The organism is Microcystis sp. M090S1 (assembly GCF_020246295.1).
Classification (GTDB): Bacteria; Cyanobacteriota; Cyanobacteriia; order Cyanobacteriales; family Microcystaceae; genus Microcystis; species Microcystis aeruginosa.
This window is the reverse complement of sequence record NZ_JADBTF010000198.1, coordinates 1-6,137: the sequence shown is the minus strand read 5'-3', so window position 1 is coordinate 6,137 and position 6,137 is coordinate 1. Positions and strand designations below refer to the sequence as shown.

Here is a 6,137-nt window from a genome sequence, read left to right as displayed (position 1 = left end):
ATCAAGAGAACTTTCCTGTGCATAGCTTTCGGACTTTGTTGGAAGACCTGGGGACAATTTGCTTGAATACAGTGGAATGTACGATTAGGGAGGGAAGTTATCGTTTTTCTAAGATAACTCGACCGACCCAACTGCAACAAAAAGCGTTAGATTTATTGGGAGTTTCCCTGATTTGTACCCAGTAACGGGGCGGCGGAAATTCTTTTAATCCCTCCTACAGCACAGGTTATGGCTTTTTGTCAACGGGGAAGTCCAGTTATTGGAGTTTTACGAGTAGAAACAGCTTGAATTATCTTTAATTTTTCTAGTTCATCGCTCTCTAGAGGTATACCTAAATTTTCGACATTAACTGGCTCAGAATTAACTGCTATATCGACAATTTCTGGGTGAGGAATTTGATAGGTCTTACATACCTGATAATGTTCCCGTAAAGCTTGACCATTACTGCCGTGTTCTAATCCTTGCAGATTTAAATAATACAAGCCCAAAATCTCGGGAATTAAGGACATTTTTGCTCCTTGGCTAGCAATTCTTAACCAAAATTCATAATCGCCCGCACAGCGAAAATCCTCTTGAAAATAACCGTATCGATCGTGAAGTGATTTGCGCCACATCGGTTGAGAACCTACACAACATCTCTGCCGCAGCTCTTGATAGGAATAATCAGGCCAATTCCAGCGTTTTAAAGCTGAGGTAGTGGCAAAAGTATCATTCTTAATGGTTGTAATTAATTGATCGCCATAAACTAAACTAATCTCGCGATGTTGGTCGAGATAACTAGCCATAATTTCTAGGGCATTGAAACAGCGACGATCATCGGTGTTAGCATTGGTTAGATAACGTCCCCGCGCTTGTTTAATGCCGCAATTCCAAGCTTGATAAAGGGTTTCTCTTGCCTCCGTCCGCTGATAAATAATTCTCGGATATTTTTGTTGAAACTCTAGGACTATTTCCCGTTCATTTTCGGGGGAAGCACTATCGATAACAATAATTTCTAATTCTCCCTTTTGATAAAGGGTTTGTGTAACTAAATCCTCTAGACATCCTCGGATAAATTCGGCTGATTTATAAGTAGAAACAATAGCAGAGACTGTTATTTTTTCCATAGATGGGCTAGATTTTAAACTATAATTCATCGGATTATCTTGAAGGGGTTCCACACCTTGAAAAACCTTGTTAATCAGGGGTATAAGATTTTAAGATTCTATATTCGATCGAGGGAATTGTCAAGCGATTATCATTAGCTTGTCTAGAATAAGTAGAGACAATTGCAGAGACTGTTATTTTCTCCATTGATAGGCTAGATTTTAAGCTGTGATTCATCGGGTTATCTTGAAGGGGTTCCACACCTTGAAAAACCTAGTTAATCAGGGTTGTAAGATTTTAAGACTGGCCAAACGAGAAGCAATCAGTTTCAAGTGATCGCTTCTAGATCGATTGTTAACCACGGGTGTCGTTCGAGGATTTCCTCGGTAACAGAGCGCGCTCTTGACTTCGTGTGGGCCTGTAGGAGCGATTTCGGGTGAACCCGATAGCGGGCGAGGATTTCTGGCACTAAAACCCCTTGAAAATCCTGTTCGACGAATTTACACCAGAGATCGAAATCCTCCCAGCCGTAGAGCCACATATAGGAATAGCCATTCACCGCCTCTAGCGCGGTTCTCCGAATCAGGGCCATATTATCGATATAATTGCCGCGGGCAAGAATTTCCGCGCTCCAGTTCTGATTTCCCAAAATTCCCGTTTCCGCCCCGAATTTCTCGATCAGGGGATAAACCATCTCGGCCCCGGTATCTTCTATCACTTCTAAACACCGTTCGAGACATCGGGGGTAGAGGGTATTATCGGCATCGAGAGAGAAAATAAACGGGGTATCCGATGAGGCGATCGCCGTGTTCCGGGGGGCGGAGGGGCCGCCGCTATTGCGATCGTGTCGGACGAGTAGAATCCGCTCGAAGCGCTCGGCGTTTTTCTTCAGCCAGTCGCAGGTGATCTCGGCGGAAGCGTCACTGGAAGCGTCATCGATGATCGCCAGATCGAAGGCTTCTAGGGTCTGTTCGAGGAGCGAATCCAGCGTTTCCCGAATATAGTCCGCATAGTTATAGAGACTAACGCAGACGGTAACGCTCACTGGACGAGATCGTTTTTTTTCAAAAAGTAACGAGTGGGGATGGGTGAAGATCATTTCCGTTCCTTCTCCTGTGCCGTGTCAGTAACGCGCGCCGTTAGGGAGAGAAGCTGCGATGCGATCGCCTCTAGCGGGAAAAGTTCGATGATCGCCCGATGGCCGGCGTTCCGAATCCGTTCGGACTCTTCGCGCCCCGCGGGTGTATTCAGGAGTTCGTCGATTTTCGCTTCCATTTTTTCGGCGGGAATCTCGATATAGTGTTCGTTAGGAATCAAACCGGGGAGAGGGTAACAGGGTTCGGTGATCACGAGGGTTTTCTGCCAGAGACCGTGAAAAACGATCCGGTGCCACTCGAAATAGCTTAGATCGCTTTGGTGAATATTGAGCAGGATTTTACTCCGTTGACTTAAACCGATAACTGCCTCGGTGGTGAGGGCGTTGCCTTTTCCCGCGATCAGGGGACCGTCTAGGGGAGGAATATGGAAAAAAGCGCGGTAGCGATGAAGCCATCGGGCGTTTGTCGCAAAAAAGTCCTGTCGGCGTTGGCTAAGATAACCGATAAATAGCAGATCGATCGGGCGATCACCCCACGGGGAATCGACGCTCTCGACAGAATGCCAACGCTCCCGCGGGACGCTTCGTAACGCAAGGAGATCGGGTTTTTCCTTCTGCCACGCGAAAGGGGCGTACCCCGGCAGATACCCCAACGGCAGGAAATACGAGGAGAGTCCGAGAGCGCGGGTGAAAACCGCCGTTTGCCAGTTAATATCGAGGACTAGCGCAGCCTGGCGCAAGAAATCGTAACTTTTGGAAAACCACGCAGTTTGGGGCTGTTCCACGTTGACCAAAATCGATCGGGTGATTCGAGATCGGTCGTTCCCGAGTGCGACCCCGTTTCCCAGATAGAAAAATTCGTGAGGTGCGACGATAATTTCCTGCGTGATGTCCGCTGGGAGGGAATCGTTTTCCGAGAGCCGGAGGGTTTTCACCCCGATCGCCGACAGACCGGCCGCGAGGATATCGGCGATCTCCCCCATGAAATAATTACCGATCGAGCTACAGGAAACGGCGATTTTTTCCTTCGTCGGGTCGGGAAAGTCTGGATTTCCCTCCAGTAAAAACCCGATTTCCCCCGATCGGTACCCGTTCAGGAACGGGTGATCGAATCGAGCGGCCGACCACGCGAAACGCCCTTCGGCCGCACCTCCCCGGCAGTAGTCGAAGAGGGGATTAATTTTCTCGCGGGCGACTCCTGGATTACGATCGAGATAGTAACGGCTATCGAAGAGCGGGTGAGGATCGCGTCCTGCGGCGACCCCGTTGACGAGATAATCCGAGAGCGGATCGACGGTTTCCCCCATCTCTTCGGGCAGTTGTTCGCGATAGAAGGCGGTTTTAAATAACGGGTGAGGGTCGAGGCCGAGACGATAGCCCTCGTTCTTGTAGTGGAGTAGGGGATTCGTATCGATCGATATCTGTTTTTTGTAATAGGTGCGATCGAAGAGGGGATGGGGATCGTATTTTCGGAAGGAGGGTTCCTGTAGGTAGTCGATCAGGGGATTCGCGTCAGTGGGATTCTGCCGGCGATAATAAGCGATATCGAAGAGGGGATGGGGATTCCGTCCAGCGATCGCTCCCCAGATCAGGAAATGGGAGAGGGGATCGATATCGCTTCCCGCGAGGTCTGGACTATTGGCGAGGTAATACTCGGTATCGAATAGCGGGTGGGGATTATAGCCTTTTTTCGCCCCGATTGTCCGATAATGAACTGGAGGCGGGAGATCAGAGGTTTTTACCTCCGGATAGCGGGCCGTGTAATAGGCGGTATCGAATAGCGGGTGAGGATCGTAGCCTTTTTTCCAGCCGACGGTGAGATAGTGAATCACGGGATCGAGATTCGAGGTGATCGTCTCGGGATAGCGGGCGGTGTAATAATCGACAGCGAAAAGCGGACTCACCGACGCGCCCTTGAACCGACCGATCAATCGATAGTGGTCGAGGGGAGCGACTCCGTCGATCTCAGGGTGGTGCTGTCGGTAGTAGTTCTCGTCGAATAGACCGCTCTTAGCGAGAATCCTGACAATTTTCCATCCCTCCAAGGGGGTGCCGAGCGCGGCTGGGGTGAGAGCCACCGCTAGATCGAGGCTTTTTCGGAACGCTTTCCGGACGGCACGGCCGCAGCTCTCGACTAAAGAGTCTCGCAGCGGGGGATCGAGGTATTTTCGCTCGATCTCGTTTTGCAGGGATTGTAATCGGGATAGAGATTCGACGGCCGATTTCCGTCGCGCGATCTGTTCTTCCTGAGTCATGGTGTGTCTGTATCGGTTCGGGATAATGTCCGCTTGCTAGGGGTTACATCGGTTTGTTATCGATCCACAATTCTCGTAGCCTCCAGAAGAAGCTCGTCTCCATCCATCGAACGATGTTCTGGGCGCTTTCCCAGCCCTCGCTGGCCTGTTGCAGTTGTATTTTCGCTTCTTCCCACGCTTTGCGGGTTCGATGGTAGCCGTCGCGGTATTTTTTTAGGAGTTCTCTCGAGCGCTCTAGTTCCACCTGTACCCGTCGCCCGTAGACCTGATACTCGATCCAGCGATCGTGAATTTCTCGCTCGCTCGCTTCAAGGTATTTTATCCGCCCGGCTAGGCGAGCGTTTTCTTCCCGCATCGTTTGAAGAGCGAAGGTATCGATGAGGGCGTTTCCCAACCGGGCGAATCGCCCTCGAATGTCCTCGCACGCGGCCAGATCTCGATCGAGGGCGAACAATATCCGCAACGGGTCGGGTAGATCGCGGCCGAAACCGAGAACCCCCAATCCGTAGCTATGGAGGAAGGAAAAACGGGGATAGCGATCGCCGAGTTCTTTCCAGAGTTTCCAAACCCCGAAATCGGATTCGCATACCTCGATATCGTGGAAGAGAACGATCGCCCGATCGGATAGTTTCCCCCGCCACATCTCGAAATCCCCTTTTACGGCTTCGTAGGTATGGAGTCCGTCAATATGGAGCAGGTCGATCGACCCGTCGGGAAAATCCTTCACCGCGTCCTCGAAACGGGAGCGGAGTAATTGCGAAAATCCTCCGTACCGGGTATCGTGATAGCCAGAGAGTTCCGAAAACACCTCTTCGCCGTAAAAACCCGCCTGCTCGTCGCCGCGCCACGTATCGATCGCCCGGCAGGTGGCGGGAATCTCTAAGCGCTGTACCGCCTGACAGAAGGCGAGGTAGGAGTTGCCGCTATGGGTTCCCAACTCGACGATCAAGCGCGGTTTCAGCGCGTCCACAAGCCAGAACGCGAAGGGAATGTGACCGAGCCAAGGATTCGGCTCGCTCAGGCGATCGGGTAGCCAGAAAACTGGCGGACTACTGAAAATAGAGAGGTCGGTCATGATATTAAGACAAAAGCGATCACGACAGGGTATCTCGCGGGTCACAGAAATTATACAACCCCCCGCCCCTTGATATCCGCTCCGATCTTTTCGGTCCCCGTTTTTCGGAACCTCCGCACCGACGAACCGTATTTTGACGAACCGTATTTTTCGGAAAATTTATTTTAAAAATCCAAAAACGAATCGAATAATCATAAAAAATTAACGTCTGTTTTTAAATAACAATACTAATTTTGTCTAAAAAACAGGAAAATGATTTTGAAATTGATTTTTGTTTCTCTATTTTGATTTTAAAACTTTAAAGTATTATTCATCCCACATTCCGCACCCTCAACTGTCACATAAGCTGTCCCCCTCCAGAGACTTGAGTAAAAATACTTAGCTGGTGAAGGTTTTCTCGGTGGCCGCTAGGGGGGCTTTGAGACCCTAATTATGAAAAAATAGGAATTGTTGGAAAACTGAGGCGAGTGGACTATTCGACCATGAATCAATCAACAGAAATTGAAGTCAAAAATCTAGACCATCTGGGATTAGTAGCCGGAATTATCGATGAAATAGGAATCGTTGAAATTATCAACGAACAAGTCTCAATTGAGCGAGGAGAAATTGTCACAGCGGGGCAAGT

Annotated in this window: 4 protein-coding genes and 2 pseudogenes; 2 read left to right on the top strand and 4 right to left on the bottom strand. The window is 49.7% G+C overall.

Translation table 11 applies throughout. The features are described 5' to 3' along the window. Positions 1-185: pseudogene (locus tag IM477_RS08955) on the top strand (IS1634 family transposase); the annotation flags it as partial. 72 nt (positions 186-257) lie between these two features. Here IM477_RS08955 and IM477_RS08950 read toward each other — a convergent pair. The 4 genes and pseudogenes from IM477_RS08950 to IM477_RS08935 form a co-directional block, all read right to left on the bottom strand. Then, positions 258-1,136 (bottom strand): annotated as a pseudogene (locus IM477_RS08950) (glycosyltransferase); the annotation flags it as partial. Positions 1,137-1,414: 278 nt separating this feature from the next. Then, complete coding sequence (locus tag IM477_RS08945) at positions 1,415-2,131, bottom strand: glycosyltransferase family 2 protein (protein ID WP_223213051.1); 717 nt, start codon at positions 2,129-2,131, stop codon at positions 1,415-1,417. A 50-nt stretch (positions 2,132-2,181) separates the two neighbouring features. After that, positions 2,182-4,086 (bottom strand): hypothetical protein, encoded by a 1,905-nt coding sequence (locus tag IM477_RS08940; RefSeq protein WP_155120437.1) that lies wholly within the window; start codon positions 4,084-4,086, stop codon positions 2,182-2,184. A 394-nt stretch (positions 4,087-4,480) separates the two neighbouring features. Beyond that, positions 4,481-5,512, bottom strand: a complete 1,032-nt coding sequence (locus tag IM477_RS08935; RefSeq protein ID WP_043999301.1) for a class I SAM-dependent methyltransferase — start codon at positions 5,510-5,512, stop codon at positions 4,481-4,483. 482 nt (positions 5,513-5,994) lie between these two features. Between IM477_RS08935 and IM477_RS08930 the strand changes: the two genes are divergently transcribed. Next, a partial coding sequence (locus IM477_RS08930) for a DUF4277 domain-containing protein (RefSeq protein ID WP_287731423.1) occupies positions 5,995-6,137 on the top strand: 143 nt, incomplete at its 3' end.

What these genes read in the sequence shown, in the direction of transcription:
- IM477_RS08935 (WP_043999301.1), bottom strand. Translation starts at nt 5,512, where the DNA reads ATGACCGACCTCTCTATTTTCAGTAGTCCGCCAGTTTTCTGGCTACCC.